This is a genomic window from Microbispora sp. H11081 (assembly GCF_012999535.1).
Taxonomy (GTDB): Bacteria; Actinomycetota; Actinomycetes; order Streptosporangiales; family Streptosporangiaceae; genus Microbispora.
On sequence record NZ_JABBWV010000003.1, the window covers coordinates 576,962 to 601,605 of the forward strand.

23 protein-coding genes and 1 pseudogene are annotated in these 24,644 nt (G+C 68.9%); 9 read left to right on the forward strand and 15 right to left on the reverse strand.

Annotated features, from left to right (window positions below; translation table 11 throughout):
- Positions 1–5 precede the first annotated feature (5 nt).
- From HHX31_RS12220 to HHX31_RS35610, 9 genes are all read left to right on the forward strand, one after another.
- Complete coding sequence (locus HHX31_RS12220; RefSeq protein WP_169948234.1) at positions 6–1,178, forward strand: acyl-CoA dehydrogenase family protein; 1,173 nt, start codon at positions 6–8, stop codon at positions 1,176–1,178.
- Positions 1,171–2,823, forward strand: coding sequence for an AMP-binding protein (locus HHX31_RS12225; RefSeq protein ID WP_169948236.1), 1,653 nt, complete (start codon positions 1,171–1,173; stop codon positions 2,821–2,823). Before HHX31_RS12220 ends, HHX31_RS12225 begins: the two co-directional genes overlap by 8 nt.
- On the forward strand, positions 2,820–3,239 hold the full coding sequence (locus HHX31_RS12230) for a MaoC family dehydratase N-terminal domain-containing protein (RefSeq protein WP_169948238.1): 420 nt from the start codon (positions 2,820–2,822) through the stop codon (positions 3,237–3,239). Before HHX31_RS12225 ends, HHX31_RS12230 begins: the two co-directional genes overlap by 4 nt.
- The gene (locus tag HHX31_RS12235; RefSeq protein ID WP_169948240.1) at positions 3,236–3,661 is read left to right on the forward strand and encodes a MaoC/PaaZ C-terminal domain-containing protein; all 426 of its coding nucleotides are present in this window, start codon (positions 3,236–3,238) and stop codon (positions 3,659–3,661) included. Before HHX31_RS12230 ends, HHX31_RS12235 begins: the two co-directional genes overlap by 4 nt.
- On the forward strand, positions 3,658–4,560 hold the full coding sequence (locus tag HHX31_RS12240; protein ID WP_169948242.1) for an amidohydrolase family protein: 903 nt from the start codon (positions 3,658–3,660) through the stop codon (positions 4,558–4,560). The genes HHX31_RS12235 and HHX31_RS12240 overlap by 4 nt, the downstream gene beginning before the upstream one ends.
- A 12-nt stretch (positions 4,561–4,572) precedes the next feature.
- Complete coding sequence (locus HHX31_RS12245) at positions 4,573–6,102, forward strand: FAD-binding protein (RefSeq protein WP_169948244.1); 1,530 nt, start codon at positions 4,573–4,575, stop codon at positions 6,100–6,102.
- Between the two features lie 67 nt (positions 6,103–6,169).
- The gene (locus tag HHX31_RS12250; protein WP_169948246.1) at positions 6,170–6,877 is read left to right on the forward strand and encodes an IclR family transcriptional regulator; all 708 of its coding nucleotides are present in this window, start codon (positions 6,170–6,172) and stop codon (positions 6,875–6,877) included.
- Between the two features lie 106 nt (positions 6,878–6,983).
- The gene (locus HHX31_RS12255) at positions 6,984–7,931 is read left to right on the forward strand and encodes a PaaX family transcriptional regulator C-terminal domain-containing protein (RefSeq protein ID WP_211589581.1); all 948 of its coding nucleotides are present in this window, start codon (positions 6,984–6,986) and stop codon (positions 7,929–7,931) included.
- A gap of 489 nt (positions 7,932–8,420) precedes the next feature.
- A complete protein-coding gene (locus HHX31_RS35610; RefSeq protein ID WP_169948248.1) occupies positions 8,421–9,740 on the forward strand; it encodes an RICIN domain-containing protein in 1,320 nt (439 codons plus the stop codon).
- Positions 9,741–9,929: 189 nt separating this feature from the next.
- On the opposite strand, the pseudogene HHX31_RS35935 reads toward HHX31_RS35610, so the two are convergent.
- The 15 genes and pseudogenes from HHX31_RS35935 to HHX31_RS12335 form a co-directional block, all read right to left on the reverse strand.
- Positions 9,930–10,280 (reverse strand): annotated as a pseudogene (locus HHX31_RS35935) (iron-containing alcohol dehydrogenase); the annotation flags it as partial.
- 40 nt (positions 10,281–10,320) lie between these two features.
- Positions 10,321–11,298: a cyclase family protein gene (locus HHX31_RS12270; protein WP_169948249.1), complete on the reverse strand. Its 978-nt coding sequence runs from the start codon at positions 11,296–11,298 to the stop codon at positions 10,321–10,323.
- Positions 11,285–12,067, reverse strand: a complete 783-nt coding sequence (locus HHX31_RS12275; RefSeq protein ID WP_169948251.1) for an IclR family transcriptional regulator — start codon at positions 12,065–12,067, stop codon at positions 11,285–11,287. The genes HHX31_RS12270 and HHX31_RS12275 overlap by 14 nt, the downstream gene beginning before the upstream one ends.
- A 64-nt stretch (positions 12,068–12,131) precedes the next feature.
- Positions 12,132–13,205, reverse strand: a complete 1,074-nt coding sequence (locus HHX31_RS12280; RefSeq protein WP_169948253.1) for an extracellular solute-binding protein — start codon at positions 13,203–13,205, stop codon at positions 12,132–12,134.
- Between the two features lie 267 nt (positions 13,206–13,472).
- Entirely contained in the window at positions 13,473–14,609 is a 1,137-nt protein-coding gene (locus HHX31_RS12285) for an ABC transporter ATP-binding protein (RefSeq protein WP_169948255.1), read from the reverse strand.
- Between the two features lie 7 nt (positions 14,610–14,616).
- On the reverse strand, positions 14,617–15,477 hold the full coding sequence (locus tag HHX31_RS12290; protein ID WP_211589582.1) for an ABC transporter permease: 861 nt from the start codon (positions 15,475–15,477) through the stop codon (positions 14,617–14,619).
- Positions 15,474–16,334 carry an ABC transporter permease gene (locus tag HHX31_RS12295; RefSeq protein ID WP_169948258.1) on the reverse strand — a complete coding sequence of 287 codons (861 nt, stop codon included), beginning with the start codon at positions 16,332–16,334 and terminating at the stop codon, positions 15,474–15,476. Before HHX31_RS12295 ends, HHX31_RS12290 begins: the two co-directional genes overlap by 4 nt.
- A 96-nt stretch (positions 16,335–16,430) precedes the next feature.
- On the reverse strand, positions 16,431–17,216 hold the full coding sequence (locus HHX31_RS12300) for an SDR family NAD(P)-dependent oxidoreductase (RefSeq protein WP_211589583.1): 786 nt from the start codon (positions 17,214–17,216) through the stop codon (positions 16,431–16,433).
- A gap of 129 nt (positions 17,217–17,345) precedes the next feature.
- Positions 17,346–18,134, reverse strand: a complete 789-nt coding sequence (locus tag HHX31_RS12305) for an HpcH/HpaI aldolase/citrate lyase family protein (RefSeq protein WP_169948262.1) — start codon at positions 18,132–18,134, stop codon at positions 17,346–17,348.
- Complete coding sequence (locus HHX31_RS12310; RefSeq protein WP_211589584.1) at positions 18,131–19,048, reverse strand: hypothetical protein; 918 nt, start codon at positions 19,046–19,048, stop codon at positions 18,131–18,133. The genes HHX31_RS12305 and HHX31_RS12310 overlap by 4 nt, the downstream gene beginning before the upstream one ends.
- Positions 19,049–19,068: 20 nt before the next feature.
- On the reverse strand, positions 19,069–20,004 hold the full coding sequence (locus tag HHX31_RS12315) for a 3-keto-5-aminohexanoate cleavage protein (RefSeq protein WP_169948264.1): 936 nt from the start codon (positions 20,002–20,004) through the stop codon (positions 19,069–19,071).
- Entirely contained in the window at positions 20,001–20,927 is a 927-nt protein-coding gene (locus HHX31_RS12320; RefSeq protein WP_169948266.1) for a DUF6282 family protein, read from the reverse strand. The genes HHX31_RS12315 and HHX31_RS12320 overlap by 4 nt, the downstream gene beginning before the upstream one ends.
- Before the next feature lie 360 nt (positions 20,928–21,287).
- Positions 21,288–21,647, reverse strand: coding sequence for an AAA family ATPase (locus tag HHX31_RS12325; protein ID WP_169948268.1), 360 nt, complete (start codon positions 21,645–21,647; stop codon positions 21,288–21,290).
- Positions 21,648–22,283: 636 nt separating this feature from the next.
- Positions 22,284–23,030, reverse strand: a complete 747-nt coding sequence (locus HHX31_RS12330; protein WP_169948270.1) for a hypothetical protein — start codon at positions 23,028–23,030, stop codon at positions 22,284–22,286.
- A gap of 380 nt (positions 23,031–23,410) precedes the next feature.
- A complete protein-coding gene (locus HHX31_RS12335) occupies positions 23,411–23,572 on the reverse strand; it encodes a hypothetical protein (RefSeq protein WP_169948271.1) in 162 nt (53 codons plus the stop codon).
- Positions 23,573–24,644: the final 1,072 nt, after the last annotated feature.

A 24,644-nucleotide genomic window follows, 5' to 3' on the forward strand; every position in this document is an offset into this window, starting at 1 on the left:
GACGCATGGACTTCGGTCTGAGCGACGACCAGCGCGACATCCGGGCCACCGTGCGCGCCTTCGTCGAGAAGGAGCTTCTCCCGATGGAGGAGGACTTCCTCAGGCTCGTGCGCGACGGCGGCGCGCGGCTGCCCCGCGACGAGGAGCGCCGCCTGCAGGCCAAGGCCCGCTCGTTCGGGTTCTGGGGGCTCAGCACCCCGCAGGAGTACGGCGGGATGGACCTTCCCGCCGTCACCCAGTCGCTCGTGCACACCGAGCTGGCCAAGACGTGCGTGCCTTTCCGCTTCGGCGGGGAGGCCGACAACATCCTGTACGCCGCCGACCCGGCCCAGCAGGAGGAGTACCTCAAGCCCACCATCGAGGGCGAGCGGCTCGGCTGCTTCGCCCTGACGGAGCCCGGCGCGGGCTCGGACGCCGCCGCGATCACCACCCGCGCCCGGCGGGTGGGCGACGACTGGCTGATCAGCGGTCAGAAGACCTTCATCAGCAACGGCGACACCGCCGACTACGCGATCGTCATCGCGGTGACCGACAAGGACAGGGGCGCCCGGCACGGCTCGACCGCGTTCCTCGTCGACCGGGAGGCCGGCTGGACCTCCACGCCGATCGCCACGATGGGCAGCTGGCACCAGCCCGCCACGCTCTTCTTCGACGACGTACGGGTCCCGGCGGACAAGGTGCTCGGCTCCGTCGGCGGCGGCTTCGACCTGGCCATGCGCTGGGTCGGCAGGGGCCGCCACGTGATCTCCGCGCACTGCGTCGGCATCGCCGAGAGGTGCCTGAGGATGGCGGTGGACTACGCCGGCCTCCGTGAGGCGTTCGGCCGCAAGATCGGCGAGAACCAGGCCGTCCAGTGGATGATCGCCGACTCCGAGACCGAGCTCGAAGCGGCCCGCTGGCTCGCGCTGCGGGCCGCCTGGGACGCCGACCGCGGCGCCGACGCCAGGCACGCGACCGCCATGGCCAAGCTCTTCTGCACCTCGATGGTGGGCCGGGTCGTGGACCGGGCCCTGCAGATCCATGGCGGCATGGGCTACACGAAGGACCTTCCACTGGAGGGGTGGTATCGCGCGGTGCGGGCGATGCGCATCTTCGAGGGAACCGACGAGATACAGCGGCTCATCCTGTCCCGCGACCTGCTGCGCGGATACACACGAATCGGGAGTCACCTTGCCTGAACCGGTCGAAGAGACGATGAGCGTCGCCGCCGCCCTGCAGGCCGCCGCCGAGGCCGCGGGCGACCGCCCCGCCATGATCAAGGGCGACAGGACGATCGGCTACGCCGAGCTGGACGCGCGGGCGGCGCGGCTCGCCGGGGCGCTCGCCGCGAGCGGCGTCGGCCCGGGCTCGACCGTCGCCATCGCCCTGTACAACTCCTTCGAGTACATCGAGACCGCCCTCGCCGCGTTCAAGCTCGGCGCCCGCCCGGTCAACGTCAACTACCGCTACCTCGCTCCCGAGCTGCACTACGTGCTCGACTACACCGACGCCGCCGCCCTCGTCCACGACACGGCCCTGGCCGCCCAGGTGCGCCAGGTCGCGGGCGACCTCCCCGGGCTGCGCCTGATCCTGGAGGCCGGATCGGAGACGGAGCCGACCGGCCCCTCCGTGGCCTTCGAACGGGCGGCCGAGCACGAGCCGATCCACGAGCTCGCCCCCTCCCCGCACGGCATCGTGCTCCTCACCGGAGGCACCACAGGCCGCCCGAAGGGCGTCGTGTGGGACCGCGACGGCCTGCTCGGCATCCTCGGCTCGGTCTTCCGCCAGCACGGGATCGAGCCGCCGCGCACCGTGGGCGAGGTGCCCGAGCGGGTGCGCGCGCTGGACGAGATCGGCGGCACCCCCGTCGTGCTGCCGATGTCGCCCCTCATGCACGGCACCGGCCTGTTCCACGGGCTGCGCACCCTGTTCGGCGGGGGCACGATCTGCTTCTGCTCCTCACGCTCCCTCGACGCGGACGAGGTGTGGCGCACCGTGCAGCAGCACAGGGTCACCGAGATGGTCATCGTGGGCGACGCCTTCGGCAGGCCGCTGGTCGCCGCCCTGGCCGCGGCCGAGGACGCCGGGCAGGCGTACGACATCGGCAGCCTGCGCAATATCACCAGCAGCGGTGTCGTCTGGAGCCCCGAGGTCAAGCGTCAGCTGCTGCGCCGCGGCGCCATGACTCTGGTCGACAACATCTCCGCCTCGGAGGGCGGGCCGTTCGGGTCCGCGGTCGCGAGCTCCGAGGAGGACGTGCTGGACGGCCGGTTCACCCTGGCCCCAGTGGCCCGCGTGCTCGACGAGCACGACCGGGACATCGAGCCGGGCACCGGCCAGATCGGGGTCCTCGCCAGCGCGGGACCACAGCCCGTCGGCTACCTCAAGGACCCGGACCGTACGGCGCGGGTGTGGCGGACCATCGACGGCGTCCGCTACGCGGTGCCCGGCGACCTCGCCTCGCTGGACGCCGACGGCAAGCTGGTCCTGCTCGGCCGGGGGGACGGCGTCATCAACTCCGGCGGCGAGAAGGTCTTCCCCGAGGAGGTCGAGGAGGCTCTGGTCACCCACCCGAAGGTGGGCGAGGCCGTCGTCGTCGGCGTGCCGGACCCGCGCTGGGGCCAGATCGTGGTCGCGCTCGTCGCGCCGGCGGACGCGCTCGCCGAGGTCGAGGACGAGGCGCTGACCGGCCACGTGGGGGAGCGGCTCGCCGGATACAAGCGCCCGCGGGGAATCGTCCGGGTGGACGCCATCCCCAGGACCCCGGCAGGCAAGATCAGCCGGGGGACCGCACGGGACCTCGCGACCAGCCACCTGAAATCCATGAAGGAGGACACCCCGTGAGCGGTGTGCCGTTCCCGATCGAGCAAGGCCACGTGCGGGCGTTCGCCCGCGCCCTGGGCGAGGACGAGGTGGTGGTCGAGCCCACCTTCCTGATCGCCTTCGCCCAGTTCGACCCCGACTGGCCGTTGCGGATGAGACCAGGACAGCCCTGGAACGGCTCCGGGGCAGGCCCCGGCGAGTCCTCCGGCGGTGGCGGCGGACTGCACGCGGAACAGGACTTCGAGTATTTCCGCCCGATTCGGGTCGGCGAGACGCTGACCGCCCGCAAGAGGCAGGGCAGGACCTGGCAGAAGTCCGGCCGGTCCGGTGTCCTGAACTTCACCGAGAGGCTCACCGACTTCTACGACGCCGACGATCAACTCGTCGCCCGTTCCACCAGCGTCTCGGTGATGATCGTCAAGGAGGAGGACCGATGACCGTGACAGTCGGCCAGGAGGTGAGCCGGGTCGTCGTGGAGGACCTCCGGCGGACGCAGATCGTGATGTACGCCGGCGCGTCCGGCGACTACAACCCGCTGCACACCGACGAGCCGTTCGCCACGCAGGTCGCCGGTCACCCGACCGTCATGTCCCACGGCATGCTCACCATGGGACTGGCCGGCCGCCTGCTGACCGACTGGTTCGGGCACGAGAACATCCGGCGCTACCGCGCCAGGTTCAAGGCGTCCGTCTGGCCGGGCGACACCATCACCGCGACGGCGAAGGTCACCGAGATCCACGTCGTCGACGGGCAGCGGCGCGCGGAGCTCACCCTCTCCGCGGTCAACGCGGCCGGCGTCGAGGTGCTGTCCGCCACCGCCAGCGCGATCATCCCCGACGAGGCGGAGGAGGCGCGATGACCGAGGCGAAGACGATCGACGTGTCCGCGATCGACGCGATCGACGTGCACACCCACGTGCACACGTCCATCCACGACGCTCCCGAGCCCGCCGACGGCGGCTCCTTCGCGGCGATGGCCGACTATTTCAAGGCGGGCTCGGTACAGAAGTTCACGGTCCCCATGATCGCGGAGTACTACCGCGAGCGGAACATGGCGGCGATCGTCTTCGGCGTCGACAGCATGCACGTCAGCGGCCGGGAGCAGAACCCCGGCAACGAGGAGATCGCCGAGCAGGCGGCACTGCACGGCGACGTGCTGATCCCGTTCGCGAGCATCGACCCGCACCGCGGCGCGGCGGGCGTGCGCGAGGCGCGGCGGCTGATCGAGGAGTACGGCGTCCGCGGCTTCAAGTTCCATCCCACGACGCAGGGCTTCTATCCCAACGACCGGATGGCCTACCCCCTGTACGAGGTCATCGCCGAGCACGGGCTCACCGCGTTGTTCCACACCGGGCAGACCGGCGCGGGCGCGGGCACGCCCGGCGGCGGCGGGCTGCGGCTGAAGTACTCCAACCCGATGCACGTCGACGACGTGGCCGCCGACTTCCCCGACCTGCGGATCATCCTCGCGCATCCGTCCTTCCCCTGGCAGGACGAGGCGCTCGCGGTCGCCATGCACAAACCGCGGGTGCACATCGACCTGTCGGGGTGGTCGCCGAAGTACTTCCCCCCGCAGTTGGTGCAGTACGCGAACACGCTGCTCAAGGACAAGGTGCTCTTCGGCTCGGACTTCCCGATGATCACTCCGGAGCGCTGGATGGCCGACTTCGACAAGATCGGCATCAAGGACGAGGTGCGTCCGAAGATCCTCAAGGAGAACGCGGCCAGACTGTTCGGGCTCACCGGGAAGTCCTCGTGAAGGGGGTCGCCGATGCACTACACCGGCCCCTTTGACCAGATCGCCGACGTCGTCGTGCTCGGCCTCGGCGACGCCGGCGCGGTCGCCGCGGTGACCGCGCACGACGAGGGCGCCGAGGTGCTGGTCGTCGAGAAGCAGGAGGCGGCCGGCCACAAGCCCAACAGCCGCTACGCCGCGGGCTTCTTCCTCGTCTCTGAGGACGTGGACCGGGCGGCGGACTACCTGTCGGCCCTGTACGCCGTCAACGGCGAGCTGTCCATGATCGATCCCGACCTCATCCGGGTCTGGGCCGAGGAGACGGCGGCCACCCCCGCCTGGCTCGACCGCCACGGCGGGGAATACGTGAAGCTCGACATCCGCGGCGAGCACCCCGGCCTGCCCGGCCACGACGCGGTCAGGGTCTACAAGGCCAAGCCCGTGGGCGCGCCCGACGACTACACCGGCTGCCCGATGTACGGCTTCCTGCTGAACCTGGTCGCCGAGCGCGGGATCGAGGTCCAGTACGGGACGAGGGCCCGATGGCTGCTCACCGACGCCCGGGGCGCGGTCGTCGGGGTGGAGACCGAGCACGCCGGCCAGGTGAGACGCATCGGGGCGCGCCGTGGCGTCGTGCTGGCGGCCGGCGGCTACGAGGCCAGTCAGGCGCTCAAGATCCAGTATCTGCCGATCACCCCGGTGCACTTCTACGGCACCGAGCACAACACCGGGGACGGCATCACCATGGCGGTCGAAGCCGGCGCGGAACTGTGGCACATGAACGTCTGGCCGGGCCACCTCGTGGCGCGCATCCCCGGCGAGGGATACACCGGGGGAACCGCCGTCGACCTGTGGGGATCGGGCCGGTTCGCCCCGGCGGACGACGAGCGGGCGCCCGGCTCGATCTTCGTCGACGGGACGGGCCGCCGCTTCGTCCGCGAACCCGGCCGCCACCACGCCGCCCACCGCGAGGTCCTCGCCATGGACGCCGACCGGCTCACCCACCCGCGCATCCCGACATGGTGGATCTTCGATCAGGCCCGCTTCGAGCGGGCGCCCCTCGTGTCCACGTACGCGGGCCCCGCGGGGCCGGTGGGCGACTACACCTGGAGCAAGGACAACACGGAGGAACTGCGGCGCGGCTGGATCCACAGCGCCGGCTCGATCCCGGAACTGGCCCGCGCCTGCGGGCTCGACCCGGCCGTGCTGGAGCAGACGGTCGCCCGGTACAACGAGCAGTGCGCGGCGGGCGTCGACACCGACTTCGGCCGTGACCCCATCACGATGACCCCGCTCGACGGCGACCGCTACTACGCGATCCCGCTCTGGCCCGGAGGCTCGCACACCGCCGGAGGTCCACGCCGCGACGCGCGTGCCCGAGTCGTCTCCGTACGGGGTGAAACGATCGGCAATCTGTACTCGGCCGGTGAGCTAGGATCCATTCACGGCCTGCTCTATCCGGCCGGTGGCGGCAGTATCGCCGAATGCCTCGCGTTCGGCCGGATAGCTGGCCGCAACGCCGCGGCCGGCCGGGCCGCCGAAAGTCGAATCTCATGCACTCCATGAGATCAGCACTGCTCAGCGTAGGCAGCGTGTGCCTTAAGGCCACCGACAGCGGTAGGGATGACTTGACGTGAGCGCTGGTGATCGCGCCGCAGACGGCGGGAGTCAGGGCAACGGGTCCCAGACCTTGGACCGAGGCCTGAAGCTGCTGGAACTGCTCGCTTCGGAAGACCGCGACATGACCGTCGCCGAGCTGGCCACGTCGCTGGGCATGCACCGGCAGGCGGTCTACCGCCTGCTCACGACCCTGCGCATGCACCGCCTGGCCGCTGAGGGCAGCTCAGGGCGCTACCGGCTCGGGCTGGGCGTGATCCAGCTCGCCCACCAGGCCAATCCGCAACTGCGCCGGGCGGTCGTGCCCTATCTCCGCGCGCTCGCCGAGGAACTCGGCGTCACCACGCAGTGCGTCGTGGCGGAGGGTGCCGACGCCGTGGTGCTGGCCGTCGTGGAGCCGTCCGACGCGATCTTCCACCTGTCCCAGCGCAGCGGCGCCCGGCACGCCCTCGACCAGGGAGCGAGCGGCCTGGCCATCATGCTGGCCCGGCCGCGTCAGGCCGGTGAGCCGGACGAGGTCGCCAAGGCGCGCGAGGTCGGTTACGCCGTGTCGCGCGGGCACCTGACTCCGGGCGCGGTCGGCATCGCCGTCCCTCTCTACGACAGCGCGGGCCAGCCGCTGGACGCCAGCCTCGGCATCGTGTCGATGGTCGACCTGGACGTCGAGGCCACCGCCGGACGCCTGCTCGCCACGGCCGAGCAGATCTCCGCCAGGGAGCTCTGACCCGAAGATCCGGGGCGGGGTCCGTGTGCCTCCGGGGGTGCGGCGGACGATCCGAGCGGCTCGCGAGCCGCTCGGCATCGCCGTGGGCGTGCGGCAAGCTGATGTGGTGACTGCCCACCTGCCTCAGGACGATGCCGGAACCCCGAGGGCGCAGGCCGGCCCCAACCCGCAGCACCTGCTGACGACCCTGCTCGGCGAGTATCTCGACTCCGCCGACGCCGGCCTCCCCTCGATGGCGGTGGTCGCGATGCTGGGGGAGTTCGGCATCAGCGAGTCCAGCGCGCGGGCCGCGTTGTCCCGGCTGACCAGGCGTGGCCTCATCGCCGTACGGGGATCGGGACGGCCGCCGGTGTACCACCTCACGCCTCAGGCGATCGCCCGGCACCGGTCCCGGATGGATCAGTTCCTCAGCTTCGGCGCACGCCCGCCGCGGTGGACCGGCGACTGGGTGACCGTCTCCTTCTCGCTTCCCCAGTCGGGCCAGGCCCCACGGCACGCGGTGCGCAAGGCTCTCGGCTCGCTCGGTTTCGCGCGGCTGTACGACAGCGTCTGGATCCGGCCAGGGTCGGACTCCGGTCCGGTGACCCGGGCGCTGCACGACATCCTGGACGACGTCGAGGGCGGCCGATGGTCGGTGATGCACACCCGGTTCGCCGAGGAGGCCGGCCCGCACGGTCCGGCCGCCGCCTACGATCTGGCCGGTCTCGCCTCGACGTACGAGGCTTTCACCGCGCGGTACGCGGACCTGCGGGCGGCGGTCCGCGAGGGGGAGGTCGACGCGAGCCGGGCGCTGGTGGCCAGGACCTCCGTGATGGACTCCTGGCGGAAGTTCGCGGACATCGACCCGGACCTCCCAGAGCACCTCCTGCCTGCCCCGTGGCCCCGCCAGGCCGCAAGGGAACTCATGCTGGAGATCCATTCCGCTCTCGGCTCGCTCGCTGAGGCGCGGCTCATCCAGGTCGCGACACCGCACTGGCCGGACGCCGCGTCCTGGATCACCCACTTCCGGGTGTCGGAGGACTCGGTCTCCGTCCCCGCGGGCCGGGGCCGCTGAAGAAACTTTCAATCACGCCGGCGATCACCCGGCCGCCGGCGCGCGTCTCGTACGGCAGGGGCGCGCAGGCTTCCCGGCCGGCCGCCGCCCGCCGGGCTCCCGCCGGAGTGCCGGGCGGTCAGGCGGGGTGACCTGCGCGGGAACGGCCTTGGCCGGTCATGCCGCAGCCTCCGGGGCAGGCACCGGCCGAGCCATCGGGAAAGGCCGGGAGCCCCATTGACGGGCCCCCGCGCGGCAGGGGCGTTCGTGGTCCGCGCTCACCGCTCACCGCGCCGAATGCGATCGCTTGACACTTTTTATCACCGCAGTGATATTAACTGCACGCTGCTCTCACGGCGGGTCATGCCGCCTTGTGCGGGCGCGATTTCGCAGGTGCCGGGCCGTGCCGGTCCCGGCGGCGATGTGTCGTGTCGTTGTCCAGGCTCCGTCGGCGTGCGCCGCGCATGCCATATCCCACATAGAGCGCCGTTGTGAGACTTCGGAGGGCAAGTGAGAAAACGCTCGGTCATCAGCGCGGTCGTGGCAGCCGCGATCGCCCCGGTGTGCGCCGGATTAGTGGCGCTCACCACCACGACGCCGGCCGCCGCCGCGGTCGGCGGTTCGGGCCCCTACCCGGCTGATTACGAGACCTCGTCGGGCCTGCCCAACCACACCATCTTCCGACCGGGAAACCTCCCGTCCGAGAAAATGCCCATCTTCGTCTGGGGCAACGGAGCCTGCTCCGCCAACGGGTTGTCGCAGCAGTACTTCCTCCGTGAGATCGCCTCCCACGGGTTCCTCGCCATCGCCAACGGCAACCCGAACGGGTCCGGCTCGACGACGTCCCAGATGCTCACCCAGTCCATCGACTGGGCGGTCGCGGAGAACAGCCGCCAAGGCAGCAAGTACTTCGGTAAGCTCGACACCGGCAAGATCGCGGTAGGGGGCTTCTCCTGTGGCGGGGTGGAGGCATACGCCGTCTCCAACGACTCGCGCATCACCACGACCACCATCTTCAGCAGCGGACTGCTGAACGACGCCGACGACTACCAGCTCCGCCGCCTGACGAAGCCGATCGCCTACTTCATCGGCGGGCCGAGCGACATCGCCTACCCGAACGCGATGGACGACTGGGGCAAGCTGCCGGCGGGGCTGCCCGCGTTCATGGGCAACCTGAACGTCGGACACGGCGGCACCTACGACCAGAACAACGGCGGCGAGTTCGGCCGCGTGGCGGTGCTGTACCTCAAGTGGCGGCTGAAGGGCGACACGACGGCCGGAACCAACTTCGTCGGCCCCAACTGCGGCCTGTGCAACACCCAGTGGCAGGTCCAGCAGAAGAACCTCACGCTCGACGGCGGCACCCAGTCTCCGTCGCCCAGCCCGTCGTCCGGCGGCAACCCGTCTCCAAGCCCGAGCCCGACCGCGTCCCCGACCACCGGCGGCGGCAGCGGGCCGATCAGGGGCGTCGCCTCGGGCCGCTGCGTGGACGTGACCGGCGTGAGCACCGCGGACGGCACGCAGGTGCAGCTGTGGGACTGCAACGGCCAGACCAACCAGACCTGGGCGTCCACCTCGTCCGGTGAGATCCGCGTGTACGGCAACAAGTGTCTGGACGCGGCCGGCACCGGCAACGGCGCCAAAATTCAGATCTACGGCTGCTGGGGCGGCGACAACCAGAAGTGGCGCGTGAACTCCGACGGCAGCATCCAGGGCGTCCAGTCCGGGCTCTGCCTGGACGCGGCCGGAGCCGGCACCGGCAACGGCACCAAGCTCCAGCTCTACTCGTGCCACGGCGGCACCAACCAGAAGTGGACCTGGAACAGGTAGCCCGCACCCGTGGCCCGCGGCGCGGAACACCCCCGCCGCACCGCGGGCCACACCGGCCGCCCCTTCACCGGCAACCGCCGAGCTTGGGGCGGCCACCCGCCGCGGATCCCTGCCGCCCCGTTCGGTGAGGTCGCCCGTGTAGGCGTGTTCGAGGATGTCCAGCAGCGTGGCCGATGGCGCCGGTATCGGCGCGATGGCGATCAGCCGCGTGGAGCGCGACGCGAGCTCGGCGAGCTGCGGCAGCTGTTCCCGGGTGATCCCGATCTCCTGGAGCGACGCCGGTACCCCGATCACGCGGTTGAGCGCGACGATCGAGGAGATGGCGTCCCCTGCCCTGCCGTCGTCGGTGGCCGCAGTGGACCCTAGGGCGGCGCCGACCGCGGCGATCCGCTCGACGACCTCGGGTTCGGACAGGCAGGCCTGGAGCACGTACGGCAGCAGCAGCCCGGTGCCGAGCCCGTGCGGCGTCTTGGTGAACGCGCCGATCGGGTACTGCAGGGCGTGCGAAAGGTGCGTGCCGGTCGCGCCGAAGCAGACGCCGGCGAGTGGACTCCCAGCCCGGCCACCTACGTCCGGCTGATTACTTGATCGCGAGCGCGTTCGGCGGCGAGCCCACCCCGCCGAGGAGGTTCAGCGGCTTGCATGTGAGGAAGAACTCGTAGACTCCGTCGGCGGCGCAGTCGGCGGCGAGGTCGTCGAGTTTCCACAGCTCGCCCATCGCCATGCCGAGCAGCGCGATGAGCGGGCGGTGCAGCATTCCGCTGTGGTCCACGCCCCGCTCCGGAGGCCGGTCGTGCTCGGACCGGAAGTCGGACTCGAGCACGGGGTCGGCCTCGACGGCCGGGTTGTCGCCCGCGACGAGCGCGATCTGGCGGTCCCAGAGCCAGCGCAGGATCGACTCCCGCTGGGCCAGCCCCGGCGACTTGTTGCGCCGGTTGAACTCGACGCGTTCCTCGGTCGACTTGGCGACGTAGTTCTCGGCCCACCCGGTGCGCAGCAGTAGCAGGTCGCCGCCCTGCCAGGTGACGCCCTGCGCCGCGGCGATCGCGTCGAGGGCCACGTCGTCGAGCGCGATCGTCTGCTCGCAGTCGTACGGCCGGCCCTCCCGCTCGAAGAAGCGGGGTACGTCGAGCAGGACGCCTCGCCCCGCGATCCCCGACTGCGCCCAGTTGTGGATGCCGAGCGCCGTCGAGCCCTCGTTGTTCTCCTCAGCAGGAAGCCCGCCGTAGAAGCCGTGCCTGGGATGCCCGATGTGCCGCAGCGCGTCGAGCTGCGAGGTGGACTGCAGGTAGAAGGAGTCGAGCCAGTCGTCGCGGTGGAACTCGTTGTTGGCGAAGATGTGGTGCTCGGTCCGCCGCCTGGTCCCGGTCGGGTACGGCTCGAAGGCGTTGACCGGGTAGTCGAGGTTGAACCGGCGCCCGGTGCGGACCAGGCGGGCCGCCGCGGCCACGCGCTCGGGGGTCAGGAGGTTGACGGTGCCGAGCTGGTCGTCGCGTCCGAAGACGTCCCAGCTCGACCCGGCGACCTCGGCCTCGGCGAGCTCGTCATAGTTCGGCAATACGTTTCCTCTCTTGGCCGCCGCCCAGTTCGTCGCTGAGCATGGCGGCGGTGCTAAGGAGCTTGGTGAGGGCCGGCGATCCGGGGGAGAGATCGGCCATCTGGTCGGCTCCGAGCACCGCCACGGTGGCGCAGATGCCGTACTCGTCGTACACGGGCGCCGCCGCGGCGAACAGGCCGTCGGGGTGGCTCGTGATGCTGTAGCCGTTGCGCCGGGCCATATAGACCCCCGCCTCCAGCTCCGACCGCCTGGCGGCCGACATGCCCTCGGTGGCGCGTTCGAACGCCTGCTGGTCCTTACAGGCGAGGAAGACGCGCAGTTGCGAGGAGTTGTGGTCGAGTTGAGTGCCGGAGTGGACCGTCACGACGAGGGTGCGGCTGAGGTCCTCGTTGACGAGCGCCACGACCGGCCCCCGCGCGCCCCAGACGCCGAGCACCGACGTCATGCGCACGGTGGCGGTGAGCTCCGCCAGGTACGGCGGCGCGATCTCCACGACGCGCCGCCGCCCCAGGGCGTAGATCCCCAGCTGCACCATCAGGCTGCCCAGGACGAAGGTGCCCCTGCGGTGCCCACGCTCCAGAATGCCCGCCGTCACGAGCGAGGCGCAGTACCGGTACGCCGTCGTCCGGTTCAGCCCCAGCCGCTCGGCGACCTCCGCCGCCGTGAGCTCGGTCGTATGCGGGCCGAAGAGCGCGCAGATCTGCCCGACCCGCTGGACCGCCTGGATGTCGGAGCCAGAGGCCTCGCCGCTCACGTCAATGTTCGTCATGGCTGAACTCTAGTTCACATGGAGAACTCGAAATTGGGCGCAAGGCGAGCGTGTGAGACAACTCTTAGCTCACCAGCCAGTTGTTGAGCTTGGTCGTGACCTCGTCCCAGTGCTGGGAGTACCACTCGATGTCCTGGACCACGGTCTTGCCGGTGTTCCCCGGCCCGTAGACCTCCACGGCCTTGCCGTTGTCGGTCAGGTTCGGCTTGGCATTGAGGTTGACCGGCACGGTCCCCAGCATCTCGGTGATCTTCGCGACCGGCCCGGGCTGCACCAGCGACCGCAGGAAGTCCTGCGCGGTCTCCTTGTTCTTCGAGCCGAGCGGCACGGCGAGCGCGTTGACCGACACCACGGTCGTGTCCCACACGATCTTGATGTTCTTCTTCTCGTTCAGCAGCGCGATCAGCCGCGAGTCGGACAGCAGGAACATGTCGACCTGGCCGGAGGCGGCCGCCTGCTGCAGCGCGCCCACGTTCGGCGCGAAGAGGGTGTCCTTGCGGATGGTGGCCCACTTGTTCAGGGCGCGGTCGACGTCGAGCGGGTAGAGCTTGTCGGGCGCGACGCCCTCGGCGAGGAGCGGGTACTCCAGGATGCCGTTCTGCAGGTTGGTGATGACGCCGCGCTTGCCGGGGAACTTCGCCGTGTCGAAGAAGTCTGCGAGCGTCTTCGGCGCCGTCGCCGGGTCCGGGAACTTGTCGGCGTTGTAGGCGAACGGGCTGGCGTTCCCGAAGTTGCCGACGTAGCACTCGCCGATCGCGTTGGGGACGAAGTCCTTGGTGTTCAGGTCGCCGAGGTTCAGCTTCTCGAACAGCTTCCCGCAGTGCTGCGTCGCCGCGGCGGGCGCCACCGAGACGACGTCCCACTGGACGACGCCGGAGGTGACCTGCGCCTTCACCTGGGCGACGTCGGCCGGCGAGGAGTTGACGAAGGTGACGTTGGGGTGCGCCGCGGTGTAGGGCTCCTGGAACGCCTTGATCTGCGCGTCCTGGCCCGATCCGCCGTAGGAGACGTAGGTGAGCCGCACCTGCCCGCCGGCCGCGTCCGAGCCCGCGTCGCCACCGCCGCCGCAGGCGGCGAGCAGCAGCATGGCCGCGGTGAGACCGGCGCCCGCGAGGACGGTTCTTGAGCGAGATTTCATGATCTTACCTCTCAGAAGGAGTCAGCCGCCAAAGTTGTTCGCAATGCGAGCAATAGACCCCGAGATGCGCACACGGTACCCGAGTCGCGTCCGATAGGTACAGAGTCCACATCTAGATCATTTATGTTTGTGCGATAGATGCGATGTGAGTTCACGATGCGGCCTTACCGGACGTCAGAGGGCATGCGAAAGAAACGCGCCGCGAAACCGACGGCGGCCGCGTTTCCCGGCGCTTCAGGCGAGTGGAATGACGGAAAACCCCGGCGGTCAGGCCGCGACGATCCGCTGCGCCCCCGGCCGCCACCAGGCCACGATCTCGTCGCCGATGGCGTAGTCGCCGCGCAGCGGGCTGACCCGGGTACGGCCCGGCAGCCCCCGCCGGCCCATCGCGAGCAGCAGCGTCCGGTACGAGCCCATGTACTCCACGTCCCGGACGACCGCCCGCACGGCGTTGGCCCCGGGCGGCACCTCGTCCCGGCGGGCCGCGACCTCGACGTCCTCGGGCCGCACCACGATCGCGCTGCCCGCGCGCACGCCGGGATGCGCGGCGACGGTGGCGGGATCGACGCCCCAGCTCTCGCCGTCCCAGACGATGCTCCTGCCGAGAGCCGCCTGCCCGAGCTCGAAGACGTTCGAGTCGCCCAGGAACCGCGCCGTGAAAAGGGTCTCCGGCTCGGCGTACAGCTGCTGGGGCGTGCCGATCTGCTCGATGCGCCCGTTGTTGAACAGCGCGATGCGGTCGGAGAGGTTCATCGCCTCCTCCTGGTCGTGCGTCACGAAGACGAACGTGGACCCGACCTCGCGGTGGATGCGCCGGATCTCCGCCTGCAGCGCCGAGCGCAGGTTGCGGTCGAGCGCGCCGAGCGGCTCGTCCAGCAGCAGCGCACTGGGCTCGAACACGATCGCCCGCGCCAGCGCGACCCGCTGCTGCTGCCCGCCCGACAGCTGCGAGGGGTGGTTGTCGTCGCGCCCGGTGAGCTGCACGAGCTCCAGCACCTCGGCGACCTTCCGGGCGATCTCCCGCTTGGGGACCTTGCGCTCCCGCAGCGGATACGCGACGTTCTGCGCCACTGTCAGGTGCGGGAACAACGCGTAGTTCTGGAACAGCATGCCCAGGTTGCGCCGGTGCGGTGGCACATCGCTCACGTCGGTCCCGTTGAGCGCGATCGTGCCGGCGGTGAGCGTCTCGAACCCGGCGATGAGGTTCAGGGTGGTCGTCTTCCCCGAGCCGCTCGGCCCGAGGAACGTCATGAACTCGCCGGGCCGGATCGTCAGCGAGATGTCGTCCACCGCCGGGGCCGCGAGCCCGAAGTCCTTGGTGACGCGGTCCAGGCGGATCTCGGTGCCGCTCGGAGTCCCGGGCGACGATCCGGTGGCCTTCACCGTCGTCGAGGGTGTCGTCATGGTTCTCCTATCGGCGGCGAGCCCTGCCGCGGAGCAGCTGGGGCAGTAGGAAGATGATGGTCACGGCCACGACCATCAGGCTCGACGCCGCCGAGATCGTCGGGTCGATCTCGACGGTCACGCTGTTGTACATCTGCACGGGCAAGGTCTGGAACACCGGCGACCGCAGGAACAGCGCGAGCACGACCTCGTCGAACGAGACGATGAACGCGAAGATCGCGCCGGTCAGGATGCCCCGGCTGATCAGCGGCATCGTCACCCGGACGAACGCGCGCGACGGCGAGGAGCCGAGCGACGAGGCGGCTCGCAGCAGCTGCAGGTCGAAGCCGCCGAGCGCACCGGTGACGGACACCACCACGTACGGCACGGCGATCGCCGTGTGCGCCAGCACGTACCCGAGCACCGTGCCGGTGAGCTGCCAGCCGAGGAAGGCGATGTACACCGCGACCGCGACGACGATCGCCGGAGCAACGATCGGCACCATCAGCAGCGTCCGGACGAACCGGGCCACCCTCCCCTGCATCCGCCACAGCGCCACCGCGGCGGCGGTCCCCACCGTCGTGGCCAGCACCGCCGTGAGCGTCGCGACCAGGAACGAGTTGCCCAGGGAGTCCAGCCAGATCGGGTTGGTGAAGAAGTTCTCGTACAGCCGCCAGGTGAAGCCCCGCGGCGGGAACTCGAACGTCGCCGCGTCGCTGAAGCTCATCGGAATGACGAACAGCGTCGGCAGGATGAAGAAGATGACGACGACCCCGCCGAACGCCTTGAGCCACCACGGGATCGGATCGACCTTCGTGTACCGCCGGCGTCCGGTAGCCGGGCCACTGGCCGTCGCCGGGCTGCTGGTCATCTCTGGGGTGCTGGTCATCGACGGCCTTCCGTTCGACCGGCCGCGACCACACCGATCGCGGACATGGTGCCACCCATCCGGTTCGCCCACGCCACGAGCACGAGCGTGACGACGAGAACGAGGATGCCGAGCGCCCCCGCGGCGGCGAAGTCGAGCAGCAGGGTGGTGCGCTGCGCGAGCAACTGGGCGACGAGCGACTCCTGCGGCGACCCGAGCAGCGCCGGGGTCACGTAGAACCCGAGGCTGAGCGTGAACACCAGGATCACCCCGGCCATCACCCCGCTCCGGGACAGCGGCCAGTACACCTTCCAGAACGCCGCGGTCGGGGAGGAGCCGAGCCCCCGCGCGGCGAGCAGCAGCCTGCGGTCGATGGCGCCCAGGGTGCTGAACAGCGGCAGCACCATGAACGGCAGCATCACCTGGGTCATCGCGATCGTCACGCCGACGGTGGTGCCGTAGAAGACGACGTCGTCGGCCCCGAAGAACTCGAACAGGCTCTGCACCGGCCCGCCGTCCTGCAGGATGATGATCCACGCGAAGTTCCGCGCCATCACCGACGTCCAGAAGGGGATCAGCACGATCACCAGGAGGATGCCGCGCGCGCGTGGGCTCACCCGGGTCATCAGGTACGCGTACGGGTACCCGATCAGCAGGGCGGCGGCCGTCACCGTGGCGGCGGTCACCGCCGTGCGCCAGAGCACGGTCAGGGTCACGCCGTCGGTGAAGAGGTTGCTGTAGTTGCTTAGCGTCCACCCGGGGGTCGAGACGCTGCGGATCAAAGTGTCGGCCAGCGGCACCAGCAGGATCCCCGCCAGCAGGGCGAGCGCCGGTACCAGCAGGGGCCAACTCGGCCATCTGATCTTGTTCGAGGACATCCTCGTCCCCCTCCAGCTTGTACGGCTCAGGCGGTCAGTAAAGCAAGCCGTTGTTCATATCACAATTACTGTGTCCGTATCGTGAACGTGCAACGGCTAGGCGCTGTACCCGCCGTCCACCGGCAGGATGACGCCGCTGACCTGGCTCGCGCGGTCGCTGAGCAGCCACGCCGCCGCGTTCGCCACCTCGATCGTCGTGCCGGCCTTCCGCAGCGGGACGGCGGCGACCCGGCGCTCCACGGCCGCGGGGTCGTCCTGCCGCCACTTGACGAACATCGGCGTCTCGGTGGGGCCGGGGGCGATCACGTTGACCCGGATGCCGAACGGCCCGTTGTCGTGCGCCGCCGTACGGGTGAAGCCGATCACCGCGTGCTTGGTCGCCTGGTACGCGCCGAGGCCCGTGTTGCCGCGGAACCCGCCCACGCTGCTGGTGTTGACGATCGACCCGCCCTTGTCGCGCATGGCGCGGATCTCCTCGCGCAGGCACAGCCACACGCCCTTGACGTTCACCGCCATGATCCGGTCGAAGTCCTCCTCGGACACCTCGTCGAGCCGGCCGAGCTGGTTGATGCCCGCGTTGTTGAACGCGCCGTCGAGCCGGCCGTATAGGGCGAGGGTGTCGTCGACGAACCGCGCGACGTCGGCCCCGACGCTGACGTCCCCCACGGTGTAGGCGACGTCGTGACCCGCGGCGCTGAGCTCCTCGGTGAGCGCGGCGAGGGTGTCCCGCGACCGCGCGGCGACCATGACGGAGGCGCCCTCCTCGGCGAAGACCCGCACGGAGTCGGCCCCGATGCCGGTGCTCCCACCGACCACGAGGACGACCTTCCCGGCGAGCAGCCCGGTTCCGGGCGCGGGGCGCGCTCCTGGGTTGTCGGACAAGATCTCTCCCTCTCCGTTTCGCAATTGGGATAGATGGTTCATAACTGCCGATCCGGCGCTGACCCCGGGGTGGCGGGAAGTGCCCGCCGAGAGGGGTGGTCGTCGGCGCCGGACCGGCGAACGCGCGGCTCAGCCCTCCTGGCCGGCCGCCCGTCCCTCGCGCACGGCGGCCGCGGCGGCCGACCCGAGCAGGCCGGCGTCGTTGCCGAGCATCGTGAAGGAGTACCCCGCGTCGATCGCGGCCCGCACCGACCGCCCGGTCGCCGCCCCGGCGTTGCCGATCGGCTTGCCGGCGGCGGCGCACGCCTTGATCGTCTGGCTGATCAGCTCGACCACATGCGGGTCGTCCTCCGTCGTCTCCTCGGAGGTGGACAGGTCGGCGGCCCCGACGAGCAGCGCGTCCACCCCAGGCACGGCGGCGATCGCGCCCGCCGACCGGGCCGCCTCGGCGCTCTCGATCTGCGCGACGAACACCGCCTCCTCCTGGCCGTAGCGCAGGTACTCGGCGCGGTCCATCGCGCCCCAGGCCCCGGCGCGGCTCGTCGAGCCGACGCCCCTGGCGCCCAGCGGAGGGAAGCGGATCGCCCGCACGCCCGCCTCCGCCTGGCCGACCGTGTCCACGTGCGGCAGCATGATCCCTTCGGCCCCGGCGTCGAGGACGCGCTGGGCGATGCCGCCGTCCAGGTTGGGGATCCGGACGATCGGCGCCATTCCCAGGTGGTTCGCGGTGCCGATGAGCCGGTACGCCGTCTCCAGGTTCATCGCCGAGTGCTCCAGGTCGATGACCACGAAGTCGAACCCGGCCAGCGCGAGCAGTTCGACGCTCTCCATCACCGGCAGCTTCACCCACGTGCCGAGGGCGGGCCCGCCGGCCCGGGCCAGCGCGGCCCGGAACCGGCTGGTGCGCGCCGTGCTCATGGCGCCGGGTACTCGTCCGCGTTCAGGATCCACCCGGGACGGGCGGAGAAGTCCTTGCGCGGCGGTGAGAAGATGTCGATCAGCTGCTGGTACGGGCCCACGCCCTGCGTGGTGTGGATCGCCGGCGGCGGGATGACGGTCAGCGACGGCGTGCCGACCCGGCCGTGATCCTCGGGCCGCCATTGGGTCGAGTCCGGCCCCCAGGGATACTGCATGTGGTGGACGAACTCCCCCTTCACCCCCAGCGAGAGCTGTTCGAAGTCGTCGTGGGAGTGTGGGGAGAGCTTGAGCGGGTCCCTGGGGGTGGGCTCTTCCGCGAGGAAGTTCACCATCAGATTGGTGGTACGGAAGATCCGGCCGAACCGCCCCTCGGTGATCGGCGTCTCCGAGAGCCGGTAGACGCGCAGCCGGAAGCCGTCCACCGGGTCCGGCCACGGCACCAGCGGGGCGCAGCGGGGGTCCGGCCCGGCGTAGGCGGCGGCGTTGAGGGCCGCGTGGCGCAGGTCCTCGGCGACGGAGGAGAACACCCGGATGATGGGCCCGTCGGTCAGCGCTTCGATGACGCTGTCCCCCGGCGGCACCACCACGAACGCCTCCTCGGCCACCTCCCGCGTCTCGTCCCCGGCGATGACCCGGATCGAGGCGCTGTCGGAGTACAGCAGGACGGCGTACTCGTCGGGCTGTCCCGCACGCGTGAAACGATCGCCGGCGACGGCGTCGGTCCACGCCAGCACGACGTTCTGCCCGCGGGCCAGCCAGGTCCGGCTCCCGCCCGGGCCGGTCTCGGCGGGCGCGAACTCGGAGAACTCCAGATACTGGGCCGCCCGGATGGGGGTGGACGGATCGACCGCCGTCTGCGCGGCCGGGGCGTTCGCCAACTGGGACCGGAGGTCGTCCTTGGCGTACATCGTCATGTGGTTACCTCTCGTAGCCGTTACAGCGTGATGTTCTTCGCGCCCTTGAGCGCCAGCATCCGGCGGGCGTCGGCGGGCGTGGCGATCTGTTTGCCCAGGTCGGTGAGCACGTCCCGGGCCTTCCGCACCTGCTGCGCGTTGCTCGTCGCCTTCTCGCCCTTGCCGATGTAGAGGTTGTCCTCCAGGCCGACGCGTACGTGACCGCCCAGCCAGGCGCTGTGCGTGCAGAACTGCATCTGGTTACGCCCGGCGGCGAAGGCGGAGAAGTGGTAGTCGCCGCCGAAGAGCTTGTCGGCGATGGCGACCATGTGCGTGAGGTTGGCGTGGTCGGCCCCGATGCCGCCGAGGATCCCGAAGACCCCCTGGATGAGGAAGGGCGGCTTGGCGAGCCCCCGCTCGGCGAAGTGGGCGAGCGTGTAGAGGTGCCCGATGTCGTAGCACTCGTACTCGAACCTAGTGCCGCCTCGTTCGCCCAGCTCCCGCAGCGCGTACTCGATCTGCGCGAAGGAGTTGATGAACGGGTGCCCGTAGGTGTTCTCCACGTAGGGCTTCTCCCACTCGTACTTCCAGTGGGTGATCCGGTCCGCGATGCCGGAGAAGACGAAGTTCATCGACCCCATGTTGAGCGAGGCGAGCTCGGGGCTGAACCGGGTCGCCGCCGCGAGCCGCTCCTCGATCGTCATCGACGACGCCCCGCCGGTCGAGATGTTGATCACCGCGTCGCAGCCTTCGACGATCGGCGGGATGATCTTCTCGAAGACGCTCGGCTCGAACGCCGGCCGGCCGTCCTCGGCATGCCGCGCGTGCAGGTGGATGATCGCCGCTCCTGCCTCCGCCGCGGCGAGGGACTCCTCGACGATCCGCTCCGGCGTAATCGGCAGATGGTCGCTCTGCGACGGCACGTGAACCGATCCCGTCACCGCCGTACTGATGATCACACGGTCGGCGTCGATCACGCCGGTTCCTCCTCCAGCCCCAGCAGGAACGCGGGATTGGCCGCGATCATACGGCGGACGTCCTTCTCCGGCACGCCGTGGTCGAGCAGCGCCCCCACGAGGTAGATGTAGCCGTCGACGGGCAGCGGGTTGCCCTTCTGCCCCAGGTCGGAGGAGATGACGGTCCGCTCGGGGCCGACCCGGTCGATCCAGTTCACGAGCTGCTCGATGGGCCAGCCGATGGCGGTCACCTCGGGGTGGTACATGGCGATCTCGTGCTCGATGTAGGCGCCGTAGCGCATCAGCTCCTCGATGTCGTCCTCGGACGCGCCGATGATGAAGTCGGGGTGCTGGACGAGCAGGCGCCGCACGCCCTTGCTCTGGGCGACATTGAACAGGGCCTTCATCGAGTCGACGTCCAGATGCCCGCCGGTGAGCATCGTGTCGGTCTCGGCGACGATGTCGACGACCGCGGCGGTGTCCGCCGACACCTTCCCCGACTCGTCGAAGATCGACACCTCCGATTCGAGCAGGTCGATGGCGGCGGCGGGGAACTCGCCGCCGTGGTGGTGGTGATCGATGTGCTGACGGGCGCACGTCGTCGGCGCCCAGACGCACCGCCCGCCCATCCGCAGGCTCATCGCCACGGCCGACCGGTTCATGCCGCCGACCTCACTGTTGAGCGCGACCCCTCCGTACACCGGCGTGGGCGCGTCCGCGAGCCAGGTGCTCATGGCGAGCAGGTCCATGACCGTGTTGTGGTGGTGCGACTTGACGAGGATCGCGCGCATCCCGATGCGCGCCCCGTCGTAGGAGGCCTCGACGTGGTTCAGCCGTCGCGGGAAGGGGCTGGGCCCCGAGTGGCAGTGCAGGTCCACGGCACCGTTCAGGACCTTCAGTACGGCGGGCGAGACGGGCTTGGGGTCCTCGGCTGCAAGCAACATGATCTCCATAAGTGCGGAGTGTGAACTGGTCGTTCATATTACGGAACGCAACCGTCCATGTCTATGTCACGGGAGACGCCGATCGGCCATCGCCCACCGCACCGGCGGCCCGCACATCGTCGCTGGTCAGCCCGTCTTGCCGAGCGCCGCACCGCCACCGTTTCTGAGCATGGGGACTGACGGCCCGCACACCGAACAGGCACCGGGTGCGCCCTACGCCCGCACGAGGGCTCACTTTTCACAATCCGAAACGATGCACTGCATCACGAACATACGAGGGACTGGCTGGACATGACAGGACTCCCGCGAGAGACCTTGATACCGACCGGCCGCCGACGCCACTCACCAAGCGACCGTGAATCAGGACGACGCCTCCCGCCACTTCTGCAGGCATCGGTCGACCTGCTCACGCAGGGGCCTGGCGCCAAGCCGGTTGTCGATCTCGATATGCGGTACGGCGGGCGGCTCGTCGACGCGGATGGTCTTCAGATAGTCGTCGAAGGCGTCGAGTTTCCGGGCATCCCTGGCCGGCCCCCGATCAACCAGCCGCCGCCGCAACGTCGGCCCATAGCTGCGAATCCAGACCAGGTGGACGACCGGCCCGCCCAGCTCCTGCAGCCATCGATCCCAGAGCGCCGCGTCGTGAACCTGACTCGTGAACGGCCCGCCGAGCATCACCGGACAACCGTGGGAGCGAATCTCGCGGGCGGTAGCCGTCACTCTATGGCCCCGTGCCCACGAGCGCTTAAGCCTTCGTCAGCAGGCTCTCAGACGGTTCGTCGGTCAGCGGCGCATCCAGCGAGTCAGTAAGGAGAAGCCTGGCGGTCCGGTCTTCGTGGCGAGCACGGAGCGCAGCTTCGCCCCGTCGCAGCCACACGAGGTCTGGAAAGACGATCAGGAAAGCCGGTCTTCCGGCAAGTGAAATCGAAGGCTACGGAAGATCAAATCCTCGTGTCTCGGATGACACTTCTGGCTCGAGACTTTCGCTGTGAGAGCGGGTGACGGGAATCGAACCCGCACTGTCAGCTTGGGAAGCCTTTCCGAAGCTTGGCGTTCCGGGACTGGCCGCCGGGGCTGCATCTGGTGGCGTCGGGCTGCATCCTCGGCGACAGCCCGATCATGTGAAGGGCCAGCTCAGAGGGCATCTGGGCTGGATGGGGGAGCGCGCCCTGAGGGATTCGAACCCCCGACCGTCGGATTAGAAGTGGATCGCCGTTCCTTGACCTCATGGCGTCCTGACCTGCGCCTGATCTCTCGGATACCTCCGGTGAGAGCAGGGTCATTCCGAGCATCTTCCGGATCTTGGTCTATGGCCCGGTCAGAGGAATGAACCCAGAGGCTGGCACGACGATCTTGTCAGGAGTGAGTGACGACGAGTCGGGTCAGCTCCCTAAGGTAGTCACTAGGTCGAAGCCCGCTTGGTCCTCGAGTTGCGTCGTCCACGGTTGTCCGTAGCTTGGCGTTCGGAAAGTCGGGACTAGGTGTGCCTGTAGGAACCCCTCGTATTTTCTCGATCGTCCGGTGACACTTCGCCATCGCCGACACAAGCTCCTTGTACGTTAGGATGTGCGGGCCGATCACCATGGATGTATTCGACAGCCGAAGTGAATGCGGATCGGATTTATCGAAAATCGGACTACTTTTATACTTCTGCTTACCAAGAATCTTTTCGTCGGAGTGTTCCACCGCGTTGCGTAGGAACTTCAGGCGCTCTTCCTGGCGTTGAGTCAGAGTTGGAGCTCCTCGGCCGACCTTATTTTCTCGAAGCGCTCGCGCATTGAGAACCGCACGATGGGTTGCGCTCACGCAATTCTCCATGTGGTCGATAGCCCTCAGGTAGGGGCTTATGCGCAGTCCAGGGTGGGGCGAGACGTAGACCAGCAACTCAGCTCGTGCCGCGTCGTATTCGCGGAGTGCTTTATCCGTTAACCTGACGAAGTTCATGAATAGGCCAACCATTGTTCGATCCGGCGGAAGGCCAGATGGAAGACCCGAGAGGGTCCGATCCAGGAGAACGTTGAGCGTACCGTTATTCGAAAGGTGATCTACCGCGGGTATCGCAAGTGCTTCCCGGGTCAGGCTGACACGATCGGTGCGGGGCATGAACGGGAGTATGGCACTTAGTGCACGCCTGGGACACCCATATAACATGTCCCCCGACCTCTTTCCAGTGCCTGCATGGTCGCGGGGAGTAGGAGGGACAGCGGCACGGCCGGCTGGGACACGCGTGTCCCCTTGCCTGCCCGTGGCCTGTTTCGGCTCTTCGGAGAAGCGCAGAAGCTGGCTGGACCTGAGTAGTGACTAGGGCTTCTCCTTATGGAGCGGGTGACGGGAACCGAACCCGCGCTGTCAGCTTGGGAATTGCATGGATCATGCCTCGTAGGGCTGCTGACCTGGGCGTGAGGCGTCATGAGTGACCGTGGTTGCCCCTTCGTCACCCTGGTTGATGGCCCGCTCATGGCCCGAGAGCAGCCTGACTGGGCTCAAGGTCGATCGGCGCCGGGGCGCGGAATCTTGTCGGTCCAATCGTCCAGACCGGTGGAGATCATCTCTTTGAGCTTGTCCTTCCCGACGGCTTGAGCAAGATCGGCGAGGCATTCACACCGGTTCAATTCGCCAGCGACGGTGCACAGGTAAATGCCCATGATCCGGAGAGCCCTAGCGGAGAGCTCAAAGACTCGCTCGCCTGGGATGGGGATCTTCTTGGCATAGTTCCGGAGGAGTTCTCCGAGACGTCTCCCCGCCCTGTCCGCAGGCGATTTGCCCACCAGTATGTCGGCGACGAGAGCGTGGGCTTGGTCCTGTACTTCTAGAAGTTCACGGGCAGCCGCAGCCAGCGGGGAACAGCCCGAGTACCGTGCTGCGCGAACTTCACCCCAGAGCGCGCTACCGAGGAGATCGGAAGATCGCTGAGCGACAGTGGCTTTCCAGCCGTCCGTTGTCACGTCCGCAACGATCTCAAGGACTGTCTTCTCCAGGGCACTGGGTGTCGCTGCTGCTGCACGTACTGTGCGGCGTCGTCGCCGGTGTGATGGGGCAGGGCGTCCTCGATGGTCAGAGCAGGGGGAGTTCCTCCTTCGTTGGCACGGCAGACCCGAACGTGTCGCGGTAGAACCACATAAACCGGCCATGAGCTGACCATGCGGCCGACCCTGGCGCTCCTGCTACTGACCAGGGGGCCAGGCTTTGCGGCTCTATCGAGTGATGCATCCAGCGTTGCAGTAAGGGGACGTCGCCAGGTGCATGTCGAAAGCGCACGCCGAGAGCGTCGGATTATGAGTCCGATCCGGTATCGCCATCGTGACACCCGCTGACCTGCTGCTGAGTGAGCAGTGAACACCTGGAGGAGAAAGATCATCCCGCGTATATCCCGTGATGAAGACCTATCGGCACCTTCTGTTTACAAGGTTCTCAAACGATCTCCAGAATCATTCAGGGCCGTTCGCCCTGCTGCTCGTCAGGGCTCTGGTCGTTCAGATCCGTCCGACTCAGTTCATGATCGTCCGTCTGGGTGGCTCCCAAGGTGGCTCCCGAAACCGAGTCGTCCCCGACTCCATCAGCCCAACTCGATCACGGTGGTCTGCCGAGGACGGTACCTGTCAAGGTTTCTGAGACAGTGTCCTGCTACTTGGACGCTATGAGCGCTTGTGGGGTTGGTGGGTTGATCCAGGCGGTTGTTGGGAGAGGCGGCGGGGATGGTGGGCTGCCGAACCGTGT